This is a genomic window from Gallibacter sp. Marseille-QA0791 (assembly GCF_965119705.1).
Lineage (GTDB): Bacteria > Bacillota > Clostridia > Peptostreptococcales > Anaerovoracaceae > Lentihominibacter > Lentihominibacter excrementipullorum.
The window spans coordinates 1,195,135-1,217,709 of sequence record NZ_CBCPMH010000001.1 but is presented as its reverse complement, the minus strand read 5'-3'; the positions used below and the strand labels follow the sequence as shown (position 1 = coordinate 1,217,709).

The window sequence follows — 22,575 nt, the reverse complement described above, 5'->3', positions numbered from 1 at the left end:
ATGCTCAATACGATCTACAGGCTCACGGAGCCCAGAAAAATCGAAGTGGAATTCAATGAAATAGATACGAAGGCCGACAGCGTCATAGTAAGGCCGACCCACCTTTCCATCTGCAACGCAGATCAGCGGTATTACCAGGGAACCAGGGCGCCGGAGGTGCTGGCGAAGAAGCTGCCGATGGCTCTCATCCACGAGGGGATAGGCACGGTAGTGCTGGACAATCGCGGAGAATTCAAACCGGGAGAAGCGGTGGTGATGATACCAAACACTCCGGTCGAAAGCGATGAGTTCATAGCGGAAAATTATCTCAGATCCAGCAGGTTCAGGGCCAGCGGATTTGACGGGTTCATGCAGGACAACGTCGCCATGGGACGGGACAGAGTGGTGAGGCTGCCTGACAGCATCGACAGAGAAGTGGCGGCTTTTATGGAGATCATATCCGTCAGCAATCACGCCGTAGGGCGGTTCGACAGATTTTCTCATGGCCGCCGGGAGAATATCGCCGTCTGGGGCGACGGAAATATGGGATATATCACGGCCTTGCTCTTACGGTACAGATATCCCGACGCCAGGATCTACATAATGGGCGTCAGCCGCGAAAAGCTCTCCGGATTTTCATTTGCCGACGGGACCTTCGATGTGAGAGCGATCCCTGACGATATGATCATAGATCACGCCTTTGAATGCGTGGGCGGAAACGGCGCGCCGAAGGCCATCGACCAGATCATCGACTATATAAGGCCGGAAGCGACCATCGGCCTTCTGGGGGTTTCGGAAAACCCTGTCCCGATGAACACCAGGATGATATTGGAAAAGGGACTCAGAGTGTTTGGCAGCAGCCGCTCCGGAAGAGCTGATTTCCTCAACACCATAGAGATGTTCGAAAAGCACCCGGAGATGAACGAGCTGATGAAGCATATCGTGGGAGACGTGGTGAATGTAAGGACTGTAGACGATATGCATGTCGCTTTCAGGAAGGATATGGCCAAGGCCGGTGGAAAGACCATAATGCTGTGGAACGTATAGAAGAACAGGGGAAGAGGAAGTATGTGTAAGGTATCTATCATAGTACCTGTGTACAACGTTGAGAAGTATATAGAGGATATGCTGATGTCGGTGCAGTATCAGACGATGACCGATTTTGAGGTCATCGTAGTGAACGACGGCTCTACTGACGGATCACAGCGTATAATAGACAGCTTCTGCAGGGAAGACGAGCGATTTCACTCTTTCGTGAAGGCCAACGGAGGAGTTGCTTCCGCCCGGAATATGGGCATTGAAAAAGCGTCAGGAGAATACGTGGTTTTTTATGATCCGGATGACATCATTCCTCACGATAGCCTTGAGAAAATGTATGGGGCAGCGTGTGGGGGGAAGGCTGACATAGTGGTCGGCGTGATGGCTGAGTACAGCCTTGGGGAACGGCTCATATACATGCATTCCCAGAAGCTGGCCAAGCAGAAAAACATAGACCCCCTCGACAGGCATTTCTTCGGGGCGTGGTCCATCTGCAACAAGATGTTTTCCTTGGAATTCCTGCGAAAATACAAATTGAGAGTGGAGAAGATGTCCAATGCAGAGGATGGCGTATTCACCTTTTGCGCCCTCAATCATGCCGGCAGGATATGCGGATGCGATGCGATAGCATATGAATATATCAAAAGACCCTTCTGGGAGAATCCTTCGGCCACCCAGATAATCAGCAGTCAGTATCTCGGGGGATTGCTGGATTCCCACGACAGGATATTGCAGGAAGCTGAGAGGCTGGCCGACCGGCATCAGCTGAGCTCCGAAGAGAGAGCGGATTATCTGGAACCGCTGTATGTTCGCTTCGTAGAGGGCGAGATGATAAATGGATATTACAGGGGCATATGGCGGGCGACGGAAGACCTTATAGGAAGCATGTCGGCGAGAACGGCACAGTATAGAGAGCATATAAGCAAAGGAGAATGGGAGCGGCTGGTGGGCCGCCATAAGGATATCGGCTTCGATGGTACCTTCATGACGGCTGCGGAGATGGTTGCCTCCCCTAAAGTGTCGCTGATACTGGCGGCAGAAAGGCCGTCGAGGGATCTGAATCTGATGCTGGGAAGCATATACAGTCAGCTTTTCCCGCGATTCGAAGTGCTCGTACCGGTCGAAGCCTATGGAAAGATAGACGACCTCTATCGCAGGAAAATGAACTTGCGGGTGATAGACAGCAGGATAGGCTCACCTTTTAAAAACGAGGCGTTGGCGGCGGCAAAGGGCGAATACGTGATGCTTTTGAACGAATTCGTTCTGTTTACGAAGAATTCTCTGCGGCAGATGGTACTCTCTCTGATGAGGGACGGCAGCATCGATTTCGTTTCCATGCTCATGAAGCGATTTGACGGGGAAAAGTACGAACAGATACCTGTTCTGAGTGCGTCTTACGGATATACCAAGCGCGGGCGAAGGAGCAACGGCAAACTGACGGGATATGACACCTTTTTTTCCAACAAGCTCTTCAGAAAGGCGGTGCTGTCAGGCTTCAGCTTCGGCGATGATGCCGCGAAGGATGTAAACAAGATGTATCAGTCGCTGAATTTTGAAAAGCTGCGAAAAGGCGTGATGATAACAGATCTTTCGGATGAGGATATCATCCGAAGATCCGGAATGAAAGCAGCGCCTCTTTCCGTAAAAGTCGGTTTCAGGAAAAACGAAGCTATAAGGAATCTGACGGAGAAGATGAAGCGTCATATTACGCGGGAGGATATAGATAAGATAAAGGAGAAGCTGGGGAGATAGATGATTTTATGATTGATGTCTAAAGATTTTGGATAATAGATAGATTAAAACGATGATATTGGAAAAGACTTGAGATTTTTTGGCAGCAGTTGAGCAGTTGATTTTGCAGAGCGGATTTCATCGATACCATCTTGATTGTATTCCGTAAAGATTGTCTTTACAGATAAAGGTTCATTAAGTGTGTTGGGAAGGGAGTAAGAGCACTCTTTCCAGAGTTTATATGCAACATCCCATTTCATTTCTTTAAGCATAAATTTTCTCCATGTTTATTTTCATATTTTGGATTATACTTAAAAAGTGAGAAATCACACATTTCAAATTACAAAAAAATAAAAAAATGTAAAAAATAACCATAAAGATGCTTCCCAAAACATGCGAACCGTGGTATAATCACAGTACTATACGAACTTCTGAAAGGAGGCTGTGCTGATGTTGGCCAACGATGACATATTGATGATATCGGAGCTGATGGATAAGAAGCTGAAGCCGATAGAAACGCGATTCGATCAGATGCAGGAGCAGATGGATCTGAGATTCAATTTGATGCAGGGTCAGATGGATACGAGATTTGCTGAAATGCAGGGTCAGATGGATACGAGATTTGCTGAAATGCAGGGTCAGATGGATTCAAGATTTGTTCAAATGCAGGGGACCGTGGATTCGAGATTTGTCGAAATGCAGGGGACCATGGATACAAGACTTGCTGAAATGCAGGGGACCATGGACTTGCGATTCGACCAGATGCAGAATCAGCTCGACCACATGAACCTGCTGATGGAAAACGATGTCTTGCCCAGACTGCAGAACATCGAGTCCTGTTATGTGGATACGTACAGGCGGTACGTTGTAAAAATGGAAGAGATGGATAGCCTCAAACTCGATATGGATGTCGTCAAGGATGTATTGAAGGAGCACAGCGGTAAGCTGGAGGCTATGTAGCGCATTGCGGCATGAGGAATACTAATGAACAGCTGGCAGAATAAATTTGAAACACACATCCTCAGGCGAGGGATGGAGTACTGTGAAAAACGCCGGTAAGTCAGAAGAGTACCGATTATCCAGATGGCTCGATATCTACTTTGAGGCGGCAGATGGGCTGGATACGTCGGAAGAAGCTGCAGAGGAAGTCGAAAAAATAGAACGAAAACACTGGAAAACTCCTAAGGCCAGAATGCATGCGGTGGAGCGGTTAATTTTCATGGGACAGATGGCAGAGGGCATCGATATCCTGGAGAAAAGCAAGACCATGGAGAAAAGCTATCCGGGACTTGTGAAAGATTACTCTCAGCGGTTAGTAAGACTGTATGAAATAACCGGCGATGAGAAAAAACGAAAAGAAGAGCTGATATGCCTTATCACTAAGCATAATAAGTGCGATCTTGATGCTTTTAAGGAGCTTAAGAAAATCTGCGATACGGAAGAATGGGAGTCTGTGAGAAAAGGTATTTTCTATGCTGTTGGAAAGTGCAGGGGCGCAGATCGCCTTTTCAATGAAGAGAAAATGTACGACAGGCTCACTGAATACATAGTCAAAAGCAAGGATCTCTCCCTGATTGACGAGTATAGGCAAGTGCTGGAATCACGATGCCCCGAGGCGATACTGGAAATGTACAGGGCTGCGATACTGAAAGAAGCCGAGCATTCCGGAACGCGCAGCCATTACAGAAACATCGTGAAGCTGATGAGGAAGATGAGAAAGTTCGATGGAGGAATAGCCGTAGTGATAGAACTGGAGAAGGAACTGAGGGGAAAGTACAAACAGCGACCGGCGATGATGGACGAGATGGATAAGCTGTGAATAAGGAAAGAGAAACATAGAGAAGGTAAATACCTTGCTACCATTGCAGCAATAAATCCTTCCCACGGTCGAGGGCTTGCGACGGATTACTATTTCCAGACAGGGGAAACAGTTCCTTGCTGAAAAAGATATGTCATAATGCTGACAAGTATTCTGTAAATGGCGCACTCTGACCGGCCCCTGCGCGCCGACGGATTTTATCCGTAAGCGTACAGAGGCTCATCGCATCAAAAGGATGACACCTGCTCGTCATCCGGGAGGCGACGAGATATACCGGCAGTCAGTATCGCGAGGAACATCGCTGCGCCGGGCCTCGTATCCAGGGGATGGCCGGCCAGCTTGGCGAGAAGAGCGGGGTTCTTCTCCCAGGAGATCCGCGTGACAGTTCGAATGTTGCGTTCTACACATTTCCAGCTTGTTCTGTAATGCTTCGCAACATCGGGATAAAGGCTTTTTGTCACGAACAGCAGGCGCTCAGGGTCGTGGGCAGCCAGGCTCACAGCATATGAAGCATAGTAGAATCCCATATAATTGGCAGTAATGCCTAATGAAGCCAGAAGGCGGCCCGCGCTGCGAAATTCTTCGGAAATCGTCATTTATCGATCACCTCCCAGAGCTCTTCCAACAAGCCGGATATCTGATCTTTCTTTTCATCAGGGAAAGAGGAATACCAGTTGTTGCAATTATCGATATAATGCAGGATAAATAATTTCTCAGGAAAGTGTTTGTCGTATATGAGCATGTCGAGTCCGATATCCAGGCTGTTTGAAATGCGTATAGCTGTGGCCAGTGTCGTGTTGCCGTCTTTCAATATGGCCTTCAGTGTGGACATCGGGATATCCAGTTCCTTAGAGAACTCCACGAGGGAAAGGCTGCGTATATTTTGATATGCCTTTAAGTTCTTCGACAAATTATTACATTTCTCCATATTCTTCATCTCCTCCTTACTATATAATAGAGGAAAAAATCCGGTGAAATAGGGGCAGGCTTTGACATTTGAAGACAGGTTTTCGTACGGAAAAACGGAAGAGCCAGGCTCCACGGAAAAGCAGTCGAAGCTTTGGGGCTGCGCGGAGCGGCACGGGTGGAGAAATTATGAGAAAATGGTGAGAATTTCCGGCAGGCCTTTGTACTTTGATACGTTTATGGTAAAATATTATTTATGAGCGGGCGAGAAAATACAGAGCTATAAAAGGAATTGGGGAAAGAAATGAAGAAAATAGTAAAGCCGATCATCGGTGTTTTGAATCTGATATATGGGGTGATGAAGCTGTCTCGTGTCAGGGACAAAGTGACCTTTATAAGCCGTCAGGCAGACGAAAAGTCCGAGGATATGGAAATGCTGGAGAAGGTCATCAGAAAGAAATATCCTGGCATAGAGCAGGTTTTTCTGTGTAAAAAACTCGGGGATGGTATTCCCGCAAGAGTGAGCTACTGTTTCCATATTCTGAAGCAGATGCGCCACATTGCCACATCGAAAGTCGTGGTGTTGGATTCATACTGTATAAGCGTGAGCGCTCTGAAGCAACGGGATTCGCTGGTGGTCATCCAGATGTGGCACGCCCTCGGCTCTCTGAAAAAATTCGGACTGAGCATAGTGGGAGAAGGAGAAGGCCGTGACAGAGAGTTGGCTGACGCCTTTTCCATGCACAGGAATTACACCTATATCCTTACCAGCGGCCATCAGTGTATACACAATTTTGCGGAGGCTTTCGGTTATGATGAGGATAGGATAGTCGTCATGTCTCTTCCACGGGTCGATAAGCTGACCGGCTGGGATTTCAAGGAAGGGGCTCTCAGGCGTATCTATGAGACATACCCGGAATTCAGGAAGAAAAAAGTGGTAGTCTACGCGCCGACGCAGAGAGTTGACCGGGATATTTCCAGGGAGACGGAAAGGCTGGCGGAAGCCTTTTCAAGGGATGAGTATATCGTAGTCGTGAAAAAGCATCCTCTCATGGATATCCGTTGCGATGCAGCTGTCATGGACGAGAAGTTCACGACATTGGAAATGCTGTTTGCGGCCGATTACGTCATCTGTGATTACTCAGCAGTGATATTTGAGGCCGCGGTAATAGGAAAGCCGCTGTTTTTCTATGCTTTTGACTATGATCGATACGGAGTGGAGAGAGATTTTTACATCGATTATAAGGCTGAGATGCCGGGAGTCATATCGGAAGATCCGGAAAAGCTGGCGGCAGCTGTTGCGTCAGATGATTATGACCTGCGCAAGGTGAGGGCTTTTGGGAGAAAATACGTGGAAAATCAGGAAGGGTGTACCGAAAAGCTGGCTGAATTTATCGCGGATCAGGTGAAGGCGTATGAATAGAAAGAAATCTGCAGCCACGACGATCCTGACAGCAATGTCGGCGGTCACTGTATGGGCAGCCTTTGTGACAGGTACAGAACCGCCTGCCACGGATGTGGCGGGCTCTTTCGCTGCTATTGCGGCGTTGCTGGCAGTATCGGTGATCTTGAAGATGGACGATATACTGTATTTCCTGGGGTGTGGATTCGTATACTTTGCTTCACCTATAGGTTCAGTACTTGATATGTATACTCGTTTCGGGCCGTATGATAAGATCATACACTTCATAAGCGGTATGCTGCTGGCAGGGTTTGGTATGATGATATCGTGTCTGTTGAAGAGAGCTTTTCCGGATGAGGAAGGCTTGTCAACGTCCTCGGATGAAGGAAACCGTAAGGCTCTGAAAATTTCCCGAATGATCTTTGCTTTTTTCTTTTCGTCGGCCTGCGCGGGGATATGGGAAATATTCGAGTTCACCTCTGATAAGTTGCTGGGAGGCGGGATGCAGCGAGGTATGGAGGATACGGTGACGGATATCATCGCAGGCAATGGCGGGGCCTTGCTGTACTGTATCGTCTGGGTCTTCGGATCGTGTGTATATGAAAGACAATACCGCCATAAACATCTTGAAAAAGGCTGATTTTTAATATATCATAACAGATGTGGCAAAAAAAGTTTGCAATGGAGTAAAGACGAGATCAAGGAGATGAATAGAAAAAATGGAAATGAATGTTTTTAAAGGCAGCGATAATTACGTCGTTACCAAGGAGCTCATGAACGCGGTCAACGTGGCTATTGCCCTGGAAAAGCCTCTCCTCATCAAAGGAGAACCGGGGACCGGAAAGACCATGCTGGCGGAAGCTATTGCCGATTCTCTCGGCATGGAGTTGATCATATGGGGGATAAAGTCCACCACTAAGGCGCAGGAAGGATTGTACGTTTATGATACGGTACAGAGACTTTATGACAGCCAGTTCGGTGAAGGAAATGTGGCCGATATCAAACAGTATATCAAGCTGGGAAAGCTGGGCGAGGCCTTTTCTTCCGACAAGCAGGTGGTGCTGCTGATAGATGAGATCGATAAGGCGGATCTGGAGTTTCCTAACGACCTGCTTTGGGAACTGGATAAGATGGAATTTTATATCAATGAAACGAAGGAGACGATCAGGACGAAGCACAGACCGATAGTCATTATCACTTCTAACGCGGAAAAGGAGCTGCCTGACGCGTTTCTGAGAAGATGTATCTTCCACTATATCGAATTCCCAAACAAGGAAAAGATGGAAGAGATCATAAATGTCCACTTCGGCGATATCGATAAAAAGCTCAGCGAAAAGGCGCTGGAGGCATTCTATGAGATAAGAGAGATGGACGACCTTCAGAAGAAGCCGAGCACATCGGAGCTTCTCGACTGGATACAGGCATTGATGATCAGCGGTGTGAACATCAAGAATCTGAAAGAAGAGATGCCGTTCATCGGCGTGCTTCTGAAGAAAAACCAGGATATAGACGTGATGAATGAAATAAAAGAGAAAGGGTACTCGCTTAAGAGATGGTAGAAATATGTTTTTAGATTTTTTTTACCTGCTTAGAGCAAGAGGCCTGGAGGTTTCCATAAACGAATGGATGATCCTGGAGGAAGCCCTGAACAAGGGAATGGCCCATTCATCACTGATGGAATTCTATCACCTGTGCCGGAGCATCCTGATAAAAACTGAGTCGGAATATGATAAATTTGATGCTGTCTTTGCTGAATATTTCAAGAACGTCCAGACTCCGGATGATCTGCCCCAGGAGTTCTGGGACTGGCTCAACGAGAGCGACCATGAGCGTCCGCTTGACGATAAGGGGACTGGCAATGAGTTCCCCAAGGAGCTGGAGGAGCTGCTGGAGATGTTCGAGGAACGTATAAAAGAGCAGAAAGAAAAGCATGACGGAGGCTGTTACTGGATCGGCACCGGCGGTACGTCAGTCATGGGACGCGGCGGGTTTCATACGACAGGTATCAGGACGGGCGGACAGGGCCGCCATAAATCGGCTGTTCAGGTGGCAGGAGAACGAAACTTTCAGGATTTCAGGCAGAACAAGATACTGGATATAAGGCAGTTCCAGATGGCATTCAGGCGGTTGAGGCAGTATTCATCGAGAGTTGACGCTCAGGAAACTGAGCTGAACATAGATAAGACGATAGATGAGACATGTGAAAATGCCGGGATGCTGAAGATCGTGTATGACAAGCCGAGAAAGAATACCGTAAAAGTATTGTTGCTGATCGATTCAGATGGGTCGATGCTGCCGTACAGCAGGCTGTGCAACAGGCTTTTCCAGGCTGTCAGTCAGGCCAATCATTTCAAGGACCTGAAGGTATATTATTTCCATAACTGCATCTACGACCACCTCTATACGACGCCTTACTGCAAGAGGGGTGATTGGATAGAGACCAACTGGGTGTTGAGGAATCTGGACAGCGAATACAAGGTTATCTTTGTAGGAGACGCGGCGATGGCGCCGTCGGAGCTCTACAAAAGAGGTGGCAATTCGTATATTGGCCTGTGGAATGAGGAACCGGGCATAATATGGCTCGATAAGTTCAAAAAGAGATATAAGAAGCAGATATGGCTGAACCCTATCAGCCAGAGTTCGTGGGACTGGATATACGGCGCCAAGACTATAAGCGCCATATCAGGGATATTCCCGATGTTCGAGCTGTCGCTGGACGGGCTGGAAGCTGGTATAAAAAAGCTGTTAGTCAAATAGCAAATGAGGGCCTGCGCCTGACCTGAGGTCGGAGCAGGTCTTTCCTTTTGCCTTTTTACAAAGATTTTACTGCAACCTCCTCTCAGATTATACAGCAACGTTGTATATTAAAGAAAAGTATACGATAGCCATATCGTAGAAACAAAGTCAAACGAGAAGGGATAGTTATGAGTAAAGTATATGTATTGGACACTAATGTGCTTATTCAGGCCCCGGGGGCTTTCAGGTGTTTTGAGGAGAACACGGTCGTGATCCCCGTAACAGTTCTGGAAGAGCTGGATAACCTGAAAAGGGACGACGGAGAACGAGGGATCAATGCCAGGAAAGCTATAAGGGCGTTGGAGCAGCTGAGAGTGAGAGGACTGTTGACCGATGGAGTGGAGATGGAAAACGGAGGGCTTCTCCGGGTAGAAAAGAACTATGTAGACGTCCAGTTGCCCCAGGATTTCCATGAACACAAACAAGACAACAGGATATTGAAGGTGTGTAAAGGGCTGGCGGAAGATCTGTCCCAGCCGGTGATCCTGGTAACGAAGGATATGCTGCTGAGGATAAAGGCACAGCTGTTGGGCCTTGCAGCTGAAGACTTCACCACTGAACAGGTGGCCGAGGAAGAGATCCAATACAGGGGACGGGCCGAGGTCTATGTGCCTGAAGACGCCTTTAAGGATTTCAAGAAAAAGGGTGTGTCGGTTGATAAGATATACTGTATCGATGATGAGGGAAATACATATCAGCCAGAGCTTTACGAGAACCAGTTTATCGTGCTCAAGGCTGACCAGTCGGCTAAGAAAACTCACTTGGGCCGTGTGGAAAAAGGTATGATAAAGAAGCTGGAATATCAGAAGTCGAAGCCTTACGGCATTTCGCCCAGAAATTCCGGGCAGTATTTCATCCAGGAGGCGCTGATGCAGCCGGCGGCAAAGGCACCATTGGTGATCGTGAAGGGACTTGCGGGTACCAGCAAGACATTTTATTCCCTGGCGGTGGGCCTGGAAAAGGTGCTGAACCAGCAAAGCGGAGAATACAGGCGCATACTCATATGCAGACCTAACGCCCAGTTCGATTCCGAGATAGGATTCCTTCCGGGCGATGAGCAGGAAAAGATATCGCCGCTGCTGCGTCCTGTTATAGATAATCTGGAGCAGCTGATAGATTCAGATGAAAAGGAACGATACGCCAACGAAGCCGAGCTGCGGGGGAAGATAGACGAGATATTCGATCGAGGCATCATCCAGGCGGAAGCGATGAACTTCATCAGAGGCCGTTCCATCGCCAAGACATATCTGATGATAGACGAGGCTCAGAATATGACGCCTGAGCAGGTAAAGGGGATAATAACGAGAGCGGGTAAGGATACCAAGATAATCCTTCTGGGAGATCCTAATCAAATAGACAGACCATTTCTCGATGAGCGTACCAACGGCCTCAGCTATGCATCGGAGCACATGAAGGGGAGCCCGTTGTGCTGGCAGCTGACGTTCTCAGCTTCCGAATGCGAGCGCTCTGAGCTGGCCATGGACGCTATACAGCGATTGTAGCCGGAGAGGGTCTTGAAAATCCGATAGAAATATAGTATACTCGAACGACTGGCAGCCGCGAAGGCTGTTTGAGCAAAATAATAAAGAGCCTAAAAGGAGTATGCGTACATGATAACAGGAAAGCAGAGGATATATCTGAAGAAGCTGGCTCATCAGCTTGATCCTACGGTATATATCGGGAAAGCCGGCGTCACTGACAATATAAAAAAGGAGATGGAGACGGGATTCGAGTCCAGGGAGCTGGTCAAGGTAAAATTACAGGAAGGCTGCGATATGAAGCCGGCAGATGTGGCGAACCGACTGGCTGAAGAACTTGATGCTGAGTTCGTCCAGGCTATCGGCCGCAAATTCGTGCTCTACAGACCGTCAAAGGAAAACAGGAAAATAGAACTGCCTCGCAAATGATGGCTCTGACAGAGGCGCTCTTTACGGGTATGTTCGGCAGGCGAACGCAATGTAAAAGCAGAAAAGAAAAAACGTTCGGGACAGCATTTGCCCGGACGTTTTCAAGTGCTTTTAAAAAGTTTGTTAAAGGTTTTTAGAAGTATCGGAATACGCCGCGTACTTTACCGAGTATCTTCACATCGTTTACGATAATGGGACTCATAGTTGAATTTTCAGGCTGGAGCCGTATGTGATCCCCTTCGCGGTAAAAGGTTTTTACCGTGGCTTCACTTTCAAATCCGTCTACCATCGCGACGACGATATCGCCGTTGCGGGCTGTGTTCTGCTGCTCGACTAAGATGTAGTCGCCGTCCATGATGCCGGCTTCTATCATGCTTTCGCCTCTGACGGTCAGCATGAAGTTTGGGTTGGTACCAACGAACCGAGCGGGAACGGGAAAGCTGTCTTCGATGTTCTGTTCCGCCAGAATAGGTGTTCCTGCCGCTATCCTGCCTACGACGGGGATGTCGATGACTTCTGTATGGGAAATACCGTCATCATTGCCGGTCTCATATGTCGTCTGACCGGATGTGTCCGTTTCAACGAGCATCAGCGCCCTGGGTTTCGAAGGGTCTTTTTTTATATAACCGGCTTTTACCAGATTGGATATGTCTTTATGAGCCGTAGATGTGGATTTGATGTTCAGCGCGGAACATATCTCGCGCACAGTAGGAGGATATCCTTTTTTTCTTATTTCTTCCCTCATATAATCCAGGATCTTCTGTTCTCTTTCTTTTAACATAAGCACACCCTCCTTTATGAGAACATGATATCATAAAAAGAACAAAAAGTAAACACATGTTTTCGATGTGCGGGAGCGAGCGCTTCCTTGCGGGAGCATGTCCGGAAGAATGGCCGGATGTGCAGTATACGGCAAGACAAAAAGAAAAAACGGCAGGATGACTCCCACCGGCGAAAAAACACAATATCTGCGTTATTATTTTAATGATGCTCCGATACAGTACATGTCTGTCTGATTAACGGAATGAGCGCGTTACGTCTGCATACAGATTCACATACTGTTTCATGCTTTCCCAGAATGCTGCAAATCCTTTCATTGCTTTCACCTCGCTGTTTGTATTTTAGAGGCCTGCATCATTTCACAGGCTTCATCCTGTATATATTATATATGTTATATTTGCTGCATTCAATGCTTATATCTGTACATGTTTGCTGTTTTTGGAAGCCATAAGACCATTGAAATGACGGGATTCTTTGAAGTGTGCGTAAATAAGTGTCGATTTTATGTCAAAAAAGTATGGGAAAATCAGCATTTTTTTGCGAAAACAAGGCGCCTGTACCATTACAGGCGCCTTGTGATGCGAAGGGGCATGCTGTCATGTCTATATCATTTCATCGACCTGGCTAAGCACATCATCCAGAATGGCCAGTTGAGCTCTCAGCTCATCCTCCGTGATGATGAGGGGCGGTGCGACGATTATCATATTCTCATGGGTATAAGTCCAGAACCCCCTGTCTCTCAGAAGAGTGAAGATTTTTCCCATGATGTTGTCCGGATCGCTGCCGAAAGGTACGAGCGGTTGGCGCTCTTCTTTGTTTTTGACCAGTTCTACGGCGGAAAAGAGGCCTATATGTCTTACCTCACCGACGCAAGGGTGGGTGCAGGCGAAGCTGTCTAGAGTCTGAGCCAGCAATTTTGACGTTGGCTTCATTCTGTTCTCGATGTCCAGCTCCCTGTACTGGTCCAGCGTAGCCACAGCGGCAGCACATCCTACAGGATGACCTGAATAGGTGAGGCCGCAGCCAAGGACGTGATCATCGAAGAATCCGGCGATCTTTTGCTGCACTACGACACCTCCCAGCGGTACATATCCGCAGGTGGAGCCTTTGGCAAAAGTGATCATGTCCGGTTCATATCCGAAGTTCATGAATGCGAAGCATTTGCCGGTCCTGTACCAGCCGGCCATGACTTCATCGGCTACCATCAGGATGTCGTATTTGTCGCAAAGGGCCCTCACTCCCTGATACCATTTTACAGGGGCGATGATGACGCCGTTGGAGCCGACCACCGATTCGAACCAGACGGCGGCTATAGTATCAGGGCCTTCATATAATATCTGATTTTCCAGCAATTCAAGGTAAAAGTCGGCGATCTCATCGTCGTTTTCGAAATGACATGCCTTAGGGACTCTGTAAGGATAAGGTACGTCGTATTTGATAAAACCAACATTACCGGGTTCGTTGAAAAACCTTCTCGGCTCACCTGTCAGCATGCCAGAACCTGCCGACGAGCCATGATAGCTCCTGTATTGGGAAAATATCTTGTATTTCCCGGTGTACTGTCTGGCTATCTTTATAGCGTTTTCATTGGCCTCGGCTCCGGCGTTGGCGAAGAACACCTTTGCGCCATCGGCGAATCCCGTGGCCTTTACGATGGCTTCGGCCGCGTCCGATTTGCATCCCAGCGCAAAGGATGGCCCGATGAATGAAAGCTCATGGGCCTGCTTGGCAATAGCATCGGCAATAGCCTTGTTGCCATGCCCCAGATTGGAATTTACCAGCTGAGACGACATGTCAGCGTATCGTTTGCCTTCCTCGTCCCAGAAATATATCCCTTCCGCCTTCGTTATCACGATAGGGTCCAGCTTGCCCTGGGCTGACCACGAGTGAAGATTGTATTTAAGATCTTTTTTCTTTATTGATGACATTGGTTCCTCCATGATATCCAGTAAAAACGACAGCTATCAGGCATCGACCTTCGCGATGACATCGGCATCGATAAAATCCGTTACCGCTTCCGGCTTCCAGTTAGGTATCTGCCTTGAAACATAGGTGTAATTGAGGAGATCTTTGTAAGTCGCGTTGTGGGAAACGCTGTTGCCGCCCCATGTTCCGCATCCCAGAGTCATGGAAACGGGATATCCGCAGTTCCAGCCGCCGGAATTGGTCAGACACTGTGGCTGATTGACGACTACCTTCGTTACAGGAGCGACGGCCGCCAGCTTGTCCACGTCGGCCGGATCATCAGTATGGATACCGCAGCTGTGGCCTTTGCCCTGGTATTCCAGCGTGGCCAGCATTTTCTCGATGGCGTCGTCCAGGTCTTTTGCTTTCTGGATCCCAGATACAGGTGACAGCTTTTCTCCCGTGAAAGGATGTTCCAAGCCGAAACCATTGAACTCCTCTGCCATGATGACCCTTGTACCTTCAGGTACATCCAGGCCGGCCAGGTGAGCGATATGCTCAGCGTTCTGAGCTACGATGGCTCTGTTGAGGACATGGTCGTCAGGCGTATTTGGCCATAATGTTTTCTGGAGCTTCGCCTTTTCCTCAGAGACTTCCCTGCACAGATAGGCGCCGTGAGCTTCCATCTCCTTTATGAATTCGTCGTAACAGCTCTCAAAGACGATGATGTTGTTTTCGGTGGAGCAGGAGGTGGAATTGTCGTAAGCTTTAGATACGCATATCATTTCGGCTACTTTATCCATAGGCGTCTTTCCTGTGACGATGGAAACGCAGTTGCCGACGCCTACGCCAATGGCCGGAGTCCCGGAGGAATAAGCCGCTTCTACCAGAGCTTCACCGCCGGTTGCCAGTATGAAATCGCATTGCTTCATCAATTCCTGGGACACCTCCAGCTTTACCCATTCCGGGTCGCATGTCTGGACCAGATCCTCAGGATAGCCCAGCTTTTTCAGTGTGGCTCTTATTTCATTGACGATGGCTACGTTAAGCTTTCTGCATTTTGGATGAGGAGCCAGGATGATGGCGTTCCTCGTTTTGAGGGCCATGTTGGCTTTCACGATAGGAGTCGCTTCACCATTTGTTACCGGCATGATCCCGGCTACGACACCCATAGGCTTGGCCCATTGCTGTATCCCTGTTTCCTTGTTGTCATCGATGAGTCCTACGGATCTCTTGTCCTTCATCTGTATGTAGGCGCCCCAGACCTTTCCATATATCTTGGCTACCTTGTCCTCGGCGATACCCATTCCGGATTCTTCTACCAGCATATCAGCGAACATAGCTGCTTTTTCCGGTTTGGTGAGATTGTAAGTGACAGCAGCTGTGAGAAGATCCACGTCTTCCTGAGTGAAACCGTTTGCCACGGCCTGGGCTGCCCGTCCTCTTTTCACCAGTTCCGCTACATAGTCATGCGCATTCATTGCCATTTTTTAAAGCCTCCTTATTATCTGTAAACGATGTGTATAGATTATTTCTTTCAACATGTTACATTATACTTTAACGAAATATCCTTTACAAGGAAAAGGAAAAAGGTGATATTTCACCTTGATAGTCCACATTGGACGTGGTATAGTATAAATATGAATGATATCGTGCAAAATATGACAGGAAAGGAATGTGAAAAATATGGAGATAATCAAGATAACACAGGGAAATTTCGACAGTGAAGTAAAAGCCTCAGAGAAGCCGGTGCTGGTGGATTTCTGGGCGTCGTGGTGCGGCCCGTGTATGATGCAGGGTCCTGTCCTGGATGAGATCGCGGAGGAATATGACAGCATAAAAGTGGGAAAGATCAATGTTGACGAAGAACAGGCGCTTGCCGTCAAGTTCGGTGTCATGAGCATCCCTACTCTCATGTATTTCAAAGACGGACAGGCTGTGAACACGCTGGTCGGTCTGCGTTCGAAGGAGCAGATAGTACAGGAACTGGGACTGTGATCCCAGATGCGAATATCTGCGGATTTGTCGGTACGCCAGAGTCGGCAGGCGTTTTGAAATGATGGCTGTGCGGCAGGTTTTTCGTCAGAAAAAGAAAGGGGTATTGTGTATGGAACCGAAATTTTTGATGTGCGAAAAATGTGGAGCTGTATTGACTTTTCTGACCGATGGAGACGAAAAGCCAGGCTGCTGCGGTGGAGAACTGACATTGCTGAAAGCCATGGAGACCGACGGCGCCAGAGAAAAACATCTGCCTAAGGTGGATCGCCGTGAAGGAACTGTAAGAGTGGATGTAGGCGAGATCAGCCATCCTATGGAAGATGATCATTTGATAGAGTGGATCTATCTTCAGACCGAAAGAGGCGGCCAGTTTGTCAGACTGCGGGCCGGGGAAGAACCTAGGGCCACTTTCGGCGTGTCGGCGGAAGCCCCGGGAGACGCGCCGGTGGCAGTGTTTTCCTATTGTAACAAGCATGGATTGTGGAAGACGGACTTGTTGTAAGGCTGAGTCGCAGACGCGGAGCCGGAAACAGCGGTATTCAGCGGGCTCTGTATTTTTCAGGCAGTGCAGGGGAGACGTTTTTTTGTCGTATCCCTATAAAAAGCCTTGCATCATATGACAGCATATGGTATAGTAATGCAGGTAGAAAGAAGAAGTCGTCCGCTTCTCACCTAAGGGCGAAAGCTACTTGGGTCAATATCGGCAGGGTTTGATTTTGCTGTGTGTTTACGCATTCAGGCAGGATCGGAGATAATGCGTGAGTGAAGCGGATACTTGTTATCCGCTTTTTTGTTGCTTGAAAATGGCGAGGTAGTTTGATAGACAAGCGCCGCGGTCTGCAAAGGACAGCAGCGGCTTCGTCGGAAAGGTTTTTTTGGAGGTACGGTAAAATTAGCAGAGAAGCTATGATAAACGAAGAAATTCGTGCGAAGGAACTGAGAGTTATTGATACCGATGGCAGTCAGTTGGGAATAATGAGCAGACAGGAAGCGCTGGACATCTCAGAGGAGAGAAAACTTGATCTGGTATGCGTTTCACCTAAGGCAAACCCGCCTGTCTGCAAGATTCTCGATTACGGAAAGTATAAATACGAACTTCAGAAAAAGGAAAAGGAAGCCAAGAAAAAGCAGAAGACCACGCAGGTCAAAGAAATCAGGCTGTCGACGTTCATAGAGGATCACGACATAATGGTGAAGGCTAAGACTGGATCTAAATTTCTCAAAGACGGCGACAAACTGAAAGTAAGCTTGCGATTCAGGGGGAGAGAGCGAGATTATGTCGCCAGAGGCATGGAGGTAATGAACAAATTCGCCGAGGCCGTTTCGGAAGTAGGTGACATCGACAAGAAACCGAGCTTTGAAGGTCGGAGCCTGACGATGATACTTACGCCCAAAAGCGACAAATAACAAAATATGAAACAGGAGGAAGATACATCATGGCAAAGCAGAAAATGAAGTCTCACAGAGGCGCGTCGAAAAGATTCAAGATAACGGGTTCCGGTAAAGTAAAGAGGAATAAAGCATACAAGAGCCATATTCTTACCAAGAAGAGCCAGAAGAGGAAGAGAGGTCTGAGAAAGGCCACCACTTTGACGAGCGCTGACCTTAAGAGAATTAAAGCGGTACTGAGCAAATAAGGAGGTAGAAAAATGGCAAGAGTTAAGAAAGGTTTAAACGCACATAAGAGACATAAAAAAGTTTTAAAGATGGCCAAGGGCTATTACGGCGCTAAGAGCAAGACCTTCAGAGCTGCCAAGCCGGCCACTATGAGAGCTCTTCGTTCCGCATATGTTGGAAGAAAGAACAAGAAGAGAGAATATAGAAAGCTGTGGATCGCCAGGATCAACGCTGCTGCGAGGATGAACGATATTTCGTACAGCAGACTGATGAACGGCCTCAAGAAGTCAAACATCGAAATCAACAGGAAGATGCTTTCGGAAATGGCCATCCATGATCCTGCTGCTTTCGCGACACTTTGCGATACCGCGAAGAAAGCGCTGTAAAATAAGAGAAAAATATTATCGCAGAAGAAAAGAGCTGCCGCATTGACATGAGTGATTGTCAGTAGGCAGCTTTTTATGTGAAAATAGGTGTTTCGCTTCTGGCTTTCAGTAGCGTAAATGACATCGTCCTTATCTTTGGCCCATATGTCAAGTCTCACCTGCTTGATCCAGGGGATGCTCCGCTGCTTCTTTTCAGCCTGGGGCAAGTGCCTGAGAAATATCTCCCGGCCAGAATTATTTCCAAAATCAATTTCTGAGGTATCCCTGATCCAGGCGGCTGAAGTAAAGACATGTCTATCACTTGTATACTTATCCGGGAACGGCTTCTCAAGGTTTTATTTCCCGAAACCCTTCCTTTCGACAGATTTCGCTGACAAAGGAGGCTATAATCCTTGTTATCGGCGCTGATGTCGACACTTGGGCCAGAGGAGCGCTGAGCAAAGAACGGAGCGGAGAGCGCTGTGATTGGAGAGGAAATTGATAGTATACGGGGAAATACTTTTCATAGAGAATTTCATAATAGGCTGCGTGATATTGTACATAACCGGCGAGATATTCGGCAGAAGCTTTTCCGGAATCAGGCAAAAGATGAGGCTGGCGGTCGGAGGAGTCATGTGCGGTGTCTTTTCCATGGCGATATTCCTTCCTGTGGCCGCACCGGTTACACTCATCGCGGAAGTGGCCTTCGCTTTCGCTGTGTGTCTGGTAGTTCTGGGAAGGGAAAAAATATGGAAAAAAGGTCTGGTGATGATACTGGTAACGTATTTCATGGGCGGACTGACAATGGGACTCCTGCTGATCACCGACAACACGGGTATCTATACGGCGGCAGGGATATATACGGGAGACATGAAGGCGGCTCTTCTGGCGCTCTTCATAGCGGTGTGCTCATTCACGGTCAGGCAGGTCGTAAAGACTGTAAGAGCCAGGAAGTTTTATGGGGAGCATGTTTTCGCTGTGAGGATATGCATCGGCAGAGAAGTTTTTGAAGCTCAAGGCTTTTTCGATACGGGAAACCAGCTTAGGGATCCTGTCAGCGGAAAGCCTGTGGCTGTCGCAGGCGAAAGCTTATGGAAACGGTTGGAGGAACAAGATGTGCTGAGACCGGAGAGGGCAGGCGTCGTGCCTTATGAGACGGTAGGAAACCGTGGACTGTTGGAAACGCTGCGTGTCGACTGGATAGAAGCCGGAGAAAGGGTCGTGAAAGACAGTATCATCGCTAAAGGTGGAAGAGAACTGGAGATATATGGAGAAGGAGCATCCGGATGTGAACTGCTTCTTCCCAGAGATATGTGGGAAAGGAATGGGTGAAGGGAGAGGGATGATGTTAAAAAGGATCATATGGAAACTGCGACTCAGGTTTTTCAACAGGAAAAACAAGCTGTTCTACATAGGTGGGAGCGATACGCTGCCGCCGCCACTTTCCGGCGAAGAGGAGCATAAGGCCATAATGGGAGCGCTGGCAGGAAACAAAGTGGACAGAGACAGACTGATAGAGCATAACCTGAGACTGGTGGTATATATAGCGAAGAAATTCGAAAGCGCCGGCATCAATGTTGAGGATCTGATCTCTATCGGTACCATTGGACTTATAAAGGCGGTCAATACATTCAAGATAGAAAAGAACATAAAACTGGCTACTTACGCATCAAGATGCATTGAAAACGAGATACTGATGTATCTGAGAAGGAACAACAAGATAAAAGGCGAGGTCTCGTTAGACGAACCTCTCAATGTGGACTGGGACGGTAACGAGCTGTTACTTTCGGATATTCTGGGAACTGAAAGCGATGAGGTCTACGGTCATCTGGAAGAAGAGGTGAACAGGAGTCTGCTGGGGTACGCCATGGATAAACTTTCAGGGCGGGAACGGGAAATCGTGGAAATGCGGTTCGGACTGGCCGGCAGCAGAGAATTTACCCAGAAAGAGGTGGCTGATAAGATGGGAATATCCCAGTCTTATATTTCCAGGCTTGAAAAGAAGATAATAGGGAGGCTTCAGAGCGAAATAAAAAAATTGGGCTAAAGTGGTAAAAAGATATTGAAATCAGTAGTATACTGGTGTATTATAAACTTTATGGTGAATAAATATGCTGAATAATTAATAAAAATTCAAAGGAAAAACACGAGGGAGGCATAAATGAAATACAGAGTTTTCATCGACGGCGCGGAGGGAACTACGGGTCTCAAGATACATCAGTATTTCCAAAAACGCGATGACATAGAAGTGCTGGGAATAGAACAGGAAAAGCGTAAAGATATGGAAGAAAGACTTTCCATGATAAAAAAGGCAGATGTCTCCTTTTTGTGTCTGCCGGATGCGGCTGCCAGGGAAATTGCAGCTGCAGCTCCAGAGGATTGCAGGATATTGGATACGTCGACGGCTCACCGGACAGATGATTCGTGGGTATATGGGATGCCGGAGCTTTCGGGGGAGCAGCGGAGGCTGATAAAGGAAAGCAACAGAGTGGCTGTTCCAGGGTGCCATGCCACAGGGGTCATCCTGTTGATAAAACCTCTTCTTGAAGCCGGCCTTTTACCGCGGGATCATCATTTCTGCGCATTTTCCCTCACGGGATATAGCGGAGGCGGGAAGAAGATGATAGCCCAGTATGAAGGACCGGAGCGGCAAAGAGGCAACATGGGGCAGCAGGACATGCTGTGCAGTCCGAGACAGTACGGGTTGACTCAGACCCATAAGCATCTTCCTGAGATAATGGCGGCTGCCGGGATCTCATCAGCGCCTGCTTTTATACCTGTGGTAGCAGATTATTACAGCGGCATGGAAGTGACGATACCTGTCAGGGTTCAAGGTCTGGAAAAACAGACTGTAGAGCATGTAATAGGTGAATATTACGCGGGGCAGCCTCTCGTCAGAGTCAAAGATTCTGTAGACGACGGTGGCTTTATCGCGGCAGGGAGGCTTTCCGGTACTAATGAACTGGAGATAGCCATCGAGGGAAATGATGAAAACATACTGCTGATAGCCACGTACGACAACCTGGGGAAGGGAGCATCGGGTGCGGCAGTGCAGAATATGAACATAATGCTGGGGATAGAAGAAACGAAAGGATTGATATAGATGGATCTCGATGTAAAATTTACAGATGGCGGAGTTTGTGCTCCTGCCGGATTCAAAGCCGCGGGAACGGCCTGCGGTATCAAGGGCACGAAAGATAAGAAGGATCTGGCGCTGATAGTCAGCGATGTCATGTGCAGCGCCGCAGCTGTATATACTACTAATAAAGTAAAGGGAGCACCACTGAAGGTCACCAGGGACAACATCGCCGATGGAAAGGCCATAGCTGTGATATGCAACAGTGGCAATGCCAATACATGTGCTCCCAACGGTGAGAACATAGCAAGGGAGACGTGCAGGATCACTGCGGAGAACCTGGGTGTGAAGCCTGGAGATATCGCGGTATGCTCTACAGGTGTGATAGGGCAGGAGCTTTACATAAAACCATTCGAGGAAGGCATCCCAGAGCTGACGGACAAGCTCAGCTATGAAGGCTCTGCTGAAGCGGCGGAAGCCATCATGACTACCGACACGGTGCCTAAGGAAGTGGCTGTGGAATTTTCTCTGGGCGGCAAGATATGCAGGATCGGTGGTATAGCTAAGGGAAGCGGAATGATAAACCCTAATATGGCCACCATGCTTTCCTTCATAACGACAGATGTGAAAATCTCTCCGGAGATACTGGACGGAGCCCTTAAGGAGACTGTGAAGACAAGCTATAATCAGATATGTGTCGACGGCGACACGTCGACTAACGACATGGTGGTTGTGCTGGCCAACGGCCTTGCAGGCAATGAGACTATCGATGAAGACGGAGAGGCACTGGCAGCTTTTAAAGAGGCGCTGTCCAAGGTGACGATATCTCTGGCGAAAAAGCTGGCAAGGGACGGTGAAGGAGCTACCAAGCTGATAGAATGCCGTGTGAAAGGAGCTACAAGCGATAAGCAGGCCAGAGCTGTCAGCAAGTCGGTGATAGCATCCGATCTGTTGAAAGCAGCCATGTTCGGCGCGGATGCCAACTGGGGACGGGTGCTGTGCGCCATAGGTTATGCGCCGGGGGATTTTTCCACCGACGATATAGATGTGGAGATGAGTTCCGCTGCGGGGTGCGTCCGGGTGTGCCAGGGATCGAGACATAAGGAGTACAGTGAAGAAGAGGCATCGAAGATATTGGCGGAAGAGGAGATAATCATATCGGTGGACATGCACCAGGGAAGCGGCAGCGCTGTAGCATGGGGCTGCGATCTGACTTATGATTACGTGAAGATAAACGGAGATTACAGGAGCTGACG

General features: G+C 48.2%; 25 protein-coding genes. 19 read left to right on the top strand and 6 right to left on the bottom strand.

Translation table 11 applies throughout. The features are described 5' to 3' along the window. Together ACQY69_RS05625 and ACQY69_RS05620 are read left to right on the top strand one after the other, a co-directional pair. Entirely contained in the window at positions 1–1,026 is a 1,026-nt protein-coding gene (locus tag ACQY69_RS05625; RefSeq protein WP_428259316.1) for an alcohol dehydrogenase catalytic domain-containing protein, read from the top strand. Positions 1,027–1,047: 21 nt separating this feature from the next. Continuing rightward, on the top strand, positions 1,048–2,769 hold the full coding sequence (locus ACQY69_RS05620) for a glycosyltransferase (protein ID WP_428259314.1): 1,722 nt from the start codon (positions 1,048–1,050) through the stop codon (positions 2,767–2,769). Between the two features lie 44 nt (positions 2,770–2,813). Here the strand turns inward: ACQY69_RS05620 and ACQY69_RS05615 are convergent, their stop codons facing one another. Further along, complete coding sequence (locus tag ACQY69_RS05615) at positions 2,814–3,020, bottom strand: hypothetical protein (protein ID WP_428259312.1); 207 nt, start codon at positions 3,018–3,020, stop codon at positions 2,814–2,816. Positions 3,021–3,198: 178 nt separating this feature from the next. Here ACQY69_RS05615 and ACQY69_RS05610 point away from each other — a divergent pair, with 178 nt between their 5' ends. Together ACQY69_RS05610 and ACQY69_RS05605 are read left to right on the top strand one after the other, a co-directional pair. Beyond that, complete coding sequence (locus ACQY69_RS05610) at positions 3,199–3,708, top strand: hypothetical protein (protein WP_428259310.1); 510 nt, start codon at positions 3,199–3,201, stop codon at positions 3,706–3,708. Positions 3,709–3,790: 82 nt separating this feature from the next. Then, on the top strand, positions 3,791–4,567 hold the full coding sequence (locus ACQY69_RS05605; RefSeq protein WP_428259308.1) for a hypothetical protein: 777 nt from the start codon (positions 3,791–3,793) through the stop codon (positions 4,565–4,567). Between the two features lie 227 nt (positions 4,568–4,794). Here ACQY69_RS05605 and ACQY69_RS05600 read toward each other — a convergent pair whose 3' ends face one another. Both ACQY69_RS05600 and ACQY69_RS05595 read right to left on the bottom strand, forming a co-directional pair. After that, entirely contained in the window at positions 4,795–5,163 is a 369-nt protein-coding gene (locus ACQY69_RS05600; RefSeq protein WP_428259306.1) for a sporulation initiation factor Spo0A C-terminal domain-containing protein, read from the bottom strand. Then, positions 5,160–5,495, bottom strand: a complete 336-nt coding sequence (locus ACQY69_RS05595) for a hypothetical protein (protein WP_428259305.1) — start codon at positions 5,493–5,495, stop codon at positions 5,160–5,162. The genes ACQY69_RS05600 and ACQY69_RS05595 overlap by 4 nt, the downstream gene beginning before the upstream one ends. Positions 5,496–5,777: 282 nt before the next feature. Here ACQY69_RS05595 and ACQY69_RS05590 point away from each other — a divergent pair, with 282 nt between their 5' ends. The 6 genes from ACQY69_RS05590 (at position 5,778) to yhbY (ending at position 11,578) form a co-directional block, all read left to right on the top strand. Next, positions 5,778–6,896, top strand: a complete 1,119-nt coding sequence (locus ACQY69_RS05590; RefSeq protein WP_428259304.1) for a CDP-glycerol glycerophosphotransferase family protein — start codon at positions 5,778–5,780, stop codon at positions 6,894–6,896. Next, the gene (locus ACQY69_RS05585) at positions 6,889–7,515 is read left to right on the top strand and encodes a hypothetical protein (RefSeq protein WP_428259302.1); all 627 of its coding nucleotides are present in this window, start codon (positions 6,889–6,891) and stop codon (positions 7,513–7,515) included. Before ACQY69_RS05590 ends, ACQY69_RS05585 begins: the two co-directional genes overlap by 8 nt. A gap of 85 nt (positions 7,516–7,600) precedes the next feature. Further along, positions 7,601–8,434, top strand: coding sequence for an AAA family ATPase (locus ACQY69_RS05580; protein ID WP_428261022.1), 834 nt, complete (start codon positions 7,601–7,603; stop codon positions 8,432–8,434). A gap of 4 nt (positions 8,435–8,438) precedes the next feature. Further along, positions 8,439–9,632 (top strand): vWA domain-containing protein, encoded by a 1,194-nt coding sequence (locus ACQY69_RS05575; RefSeq protein WP_428259301.1) that lies wholly within the window; start codon positions 8,439–8,441, stop codon positions 9,630–9,632. A gap of 167 nt (positions 9,633–9,799) precedes the next feature. Next, positions 9,800–11,173, top strand: coding sequence for a PhoH family protein (locus ACQY69_RS05570; RefSeq protein WP_428259299.1), 1,374 nt, complete (start codon positions 9,800–9,802; stop codon positions 11,171–11,173). Positions 11,174–11,281: 108 nt separating this feature from the next. Further along, entirely contained in the window at positions 11,282–11,578 is a 297-nt protein-coding gene (yhbY, locus tag ACQY69_RS05565) for a ribosome assembly RNA-binding protein YhbY (RefSeq protein WP_428259297.1), read from the top strand. A 133-nt stretch (positions 11,579–11,711) separates the two neighbouring features. Here the strand turns inward: yhbY and lexA are convergent, their stop codons facing one another. The 3 genes from lexA to ACQY69_RS05550 form a co-directional block, all read right to left on the bottom strand. Then, on the bottom strand, positions 11,712–12,359 hold the full coding sequence (gene lexA, locus ACQY69_RS05560; protein WP_428259295.1) for a transcriptional repressor LexA: 648 nt from the start codon (positions 12,357–12,359) through the stop codon (positions 11,712–11,714). 601 nt (positions 12,360–12,960) lie between these two features. Beyond that, positions 12,961–14,286 carry an aminotransferase class III-fold pyridoxal phosphate-dependent enzyme gene (locus ACQY69_RS05555; RefSeq protein WP_428259293.1) on the bottom strand — a complete coding sequence of 442 codons (1,326 nt, stop codon included), beginning with the start codon at positions 14,284–14,286 and terminating at the stop codon, positions 12,961–12,963. 36 nt (positions 14,287–14,322) lie between these two features. Beyond that, on the bottom strand, positions 14,323–15,750 hold the full coding sequence (locus tag ACQY69_RS05550) for an aldehyde dehydrogenase family protein (protein WP_428259292.1): 1,428 nt from the start codon (positions 15,748–15,750) through the stop codon (positions 14,323–14,325). A 199-nt stretch (positions 15,751–15,949) separates the two neighbouring features. Between ACQY69_RS05550 and trxA the strand changes: the two genes are divergently transcribed. The 9 genes from trxA (at position 15,950) to argJ (ending at position 22,573) form a co-directional block, all read left to right on the top strand. Beyond that, positions 15,950–16,261: a thioredoxin gene (trxA, locus tag ACQY69_RS05545; protein WP_428261021.1), complete on the top strand. Its 312-nt coding sequence runs from the start codon at positions 15,950–15,952 to the stop codon at positions 16,259–16,261. 109 nt (positions 16,262–16,370) lie between these two features. Next, positions 16,371–16,763, top strand: coding sequence for a desulfoferrodoxin family protein (locus tag ACQY69_RS05540; protein ID WP_428259290.1), 393 nt, complete (start codon positions 16,371–16,373; stop codon positions 16,761–16,763). 404 nt (positions 16,764–17,167) lie between these two features. Beyond that, positions 17,168–17,668, top strand: a complete 501-nt coding sequence (infC, locus tag ACQY69_RS05535) for a translation initiation factor IF-3 (RefSeq protein ID WP_428259289.1) — start codon at positions 17,168–17,170, stop codon at positions 17,666–17,668. A 29-nt stretch (positions 17,669–17,697) separates the two neighbouring features. Then, positions 17,698–17,898 carry a 50S ribosomal protein L35 gene (rpmI, locus tag ACQY69_RS05530; RefSeq protein ID WP_147593857.1) on the top strand — a complete coding sequence of 67 codons (201 nt, stop codon included), beginning with the start codon at positions 17,698–17,700 and terminating at the stop codon, positions 17,896–17,898. 12 nt (positions 17,899–17,910) lie between these two features. Then, positions 17,911–18,264 carry a 50S ribosomal protein L20 gene (gene rplT / locus ACQY69_RS05525; RefSeq protein WP_428259287.1) on the top strand — a complete coding sequence of 118 codons (354 nt, stop codon included), beginning with the start codon at positions 17,911–17,913 and terminating at the stop codon, positions 18,262–18,264. Positions 18,265–18,729: 465 nt separating this feature from the next. Beyond that, positions 18,730–19,575, top strand: a complete 846-nt coding sequence (locus ACQY69_RS05520; RefSeq protein ID WP_428259286.1) for a sigma-E processing peptidase SpoIIGA — start codon at positions 18,730–18,732, stop codon at positions 19,573–19,575. 10 nt (positions 19,576–19,585) lie between these two features. Next, the gene (sigE, locus tag ACQY69_RS05515; protein ID WP_428261020.1) at positions 19,586–20,290 is read left to right on the top strand and encodes an RNA polymerase sporulation sigma factor SigE; all 705 of its coding nucleotides are present in this window, start codon (positions 19,586–19,588) and stop codon (positions 20,288–20,290) included. Between the two features lie 114 nt (positions 20,291–20,404). Beyond that, positions 20,405–21,346 (top strand): N-acetyl-gamma-glutamyl-phosphate reductase, encoded by a 942-nt coding sequence (gene argC / locus ACQY69_RS05510; RefSeq protein ID WP_428259285.1) that lies wholly within the window; start codon positions 20,405–20,407, stop codon positions 21,344–21,346. Beyond that, on the top strand, positions 21,347–22,573 hold the full coding sequence (gene argJ, locus ACQY69_RS05505; protein ID WP_428259284.1) for a bifunctional glutamate N-acetyltransferase/amino-acid acetyltransferase ArgJ: 1,227 nt from the start codon (positions 21,347–21,349) through the stop codon (positions 22,571–22,573). It begins immediately after the preceding gene. Positions 22,574–22,575: the final 2 nt, after the last annotated feature.

Coding starts and splice junctions, on each gene's coding strand:
- ACQY69_RS05625 (WP_428259316.1), top strand. CDS start 1: ATGCTCAATACGATCTACAGGCTCACGGAGCCCAGAAAAATCGAAGTG.
- ACQY69_RS05620 (WP_428259314.1), top strand. CDS start 1,048: ATGTGTAAGGTATCTATCATAGTACCTGTGTACAACGTTGAGAAGTAT.
- ACQY69_RS05615 (WP_428259312.1), bottom strand. CDS start 3,020: ATGCTTAAAGAAATGAAATGGGATGTTGCATATAAACTCTGGAAAGAG.
- ACQY69_RS05610 (WP_428259310.1), top strand. CDS start 3,199: ATGTTGGCCAACGATGACATATTGATGATATCGGAGCTGATGGATAAG.
- ACQY69_RS05600 (WP_428259306.1), bottom strand. CDS start 5,163: ATGACGATTTCCGAAGAATTTCGCAGCGCGGGCCGCCTTCTGGCTTCA.
- ACQY69_RS05595 (WP_428259305.1), bottom strand. CDS start 5,495: ATGGAGAAATGTAATAATTTGTCGAAGAACTTAAAGGCATATCAAAAT.
- ACQY69_RS05590 (WP_428259304.1), top strand. CDS start 5,778: ATGAAGAAAATAGTAAAGCCGATCATCGGTGTTTTGAATCTGATATAT.
- ACQY69_RS05585 (WP_428259302.1), top strand. CDS start 6,889: ATGAATAGAAAGAAATCTGCAGCCACGACGATCCTGACAGCAATGTCG.
- ACQY69_RS05580 (WP_428261022.1), top strand. CDS start 7,601: ATGAATGTTTTTAAAGGCAGCGATAATTACGTCGTTACCAAGGAGCTC.
- ACQY69_RS05575 (WP_428259301.1), top strand. CDS start 8,439: ATGTTTTTAGATTTTTTTTACCTGCTTAGAGCAAGAGGCCTGGAGGTT.
- ACQY69_RS05570 (WP_428259299.1), top strand. CDS start 9,800: ATGAGTAAAGTATATGTATTGGACACTAATGTGCTTATTCAGGCCCCG.
- yhbY (WP_428259297.1), top strand. CDS start 11,282: ATGATAACAGGAAAGCAGAGGATATATCTGAAGAAGCTGGCTCATCAG.
- lexA (WP_428259295.1), bottom strand. CDS start 12,359: ATGTTAAAAGAAAGAGAACAGAAGATCCTGGATTATATGAGGGAAGAA.
- ACQY69_RS05555 (WP_428259293.1), bottom strand. CDS start 14,286: ATGTCATCAATAAAGAAAAAAGATCTTAAATACAATCTTCACTCGTGG.
- ACQY69_RS05550 (WP_428259292.1), bottom strand. CDS start 15,750: ATGGCAATGAATGCGCATGACTATGTAGCGGAACTGGTGAAAAGAGGA.
- trxA (WP_428261021.1), top strand. CDS start 15,950: ATGGAGATAATCAAGATAACACAGGGAAATTTCGACAGTGAAGTAAAA.
- ACQY69_RS05540 (WP_428259290.1), top strand. CDS start 16,371: ATGGAACCGAAATTTTTGATGTGCGAAAAATGTGGAGCTGTATTGACT.
- infC (WP_428259289.1), top strand. CDS start 17,168: ATGATAAACGAAGAAATTCGTGCGAAGGAACTGAGAGTTATTGATACC.
- rpmI (WP_147593857.1), top strand. CDS start 17,698: ATGGCAAAGCAGAAAATGAAGTCTCACAGAGGCGCGTCGAAAAGATTC.
- rplT (WP_428259287.1), top strand. CDS start 17,911: ATGGCAAGAGTTAAGAAAGGTTTAAACGCACATAAGAGACATAAAAAA.
- sigE (WP_428261020.1), top strand. CDS start 19,586: ATGATGTTAAAAAGGATCATATGGAAACTGCGACTCAGGTTTTTCAAC.
- argC (WP_428259285.1), top strand. CDS start 20,405: ATGAAATACAGAGTTTTCATCGACGGCGCGGAGGGAACTACGGGTCTC.
- argJ (WP_428259284.1), top strand. CDS start 21,347: ATGGATCTCGATGTAAAATTTACAGATGGCGGAGTTTGTGCTCCTGCC.